This window comes from Pseudoalteromonas sp. 19-MNA-CIBAN-0066 (assembly GCF_040308705.1).
In the GTDB taxonomy this organism is placed as follows: Bacteria; Pseudomonadota; Gammaproteobacteria; order Enterobacterales; family Alteromonadaceae; genus Pseudoalteromonas; species Pseudoalteromonas nigrifaciens.
The window spans coordinates 1-386 of sequence record NZ_JBEONZ010000114.1 but is presented as its reverse complement, the minus strand read 5'-3'; the positions used below and the strand labels follow the sequence as shown (position 1 = coordinate 386).

At 32.1% G+C, this 386-nt stretch carries 1 pseudogene; it reads left to right on the top strand.

Annotated elements, in window-relative coordinates:
- Positions 1–60: 60 nt before the first annotated feature.
- Positions 61–386: pseudogene (locus tag AAEZ18_RS18430) on the top strand (hypothetical protein); the annotation flags it as partial.

Below are 386 nucleotides of genomic sequence, written 5' to 3'. Positions count from 1 at the left end.
ATTATATTCTTTGCCTTCTCGTATAGGAAATATAAAAGCTGTAGTCACTATCAACAACAAATGAAACATCAATTTGAAGACCAAGGTAAATTTCGCTCAACGTTAGGTATGATTTTTTTACCTGTTTTAGTATATGGTTGGATTTGGGCTGCTATCGGTGCTCCAATCAAATTATGGGCTTATTATTCTGTGAATGAATATTGGTCAAAAGAGTACCATTTAAGTAAGGTTGAGAGTTGTGGTAGTGATTATGAATATGAGTGTACTCGCCTCACTTTTTTAGACTTAGATAGCAATAATAAACACTCTGTTAGATGGTACTATGATAAATCATCATTGATGAAAGTTAGAAATAAAAATATAAATGTCATCGGTGAACAAGGTTA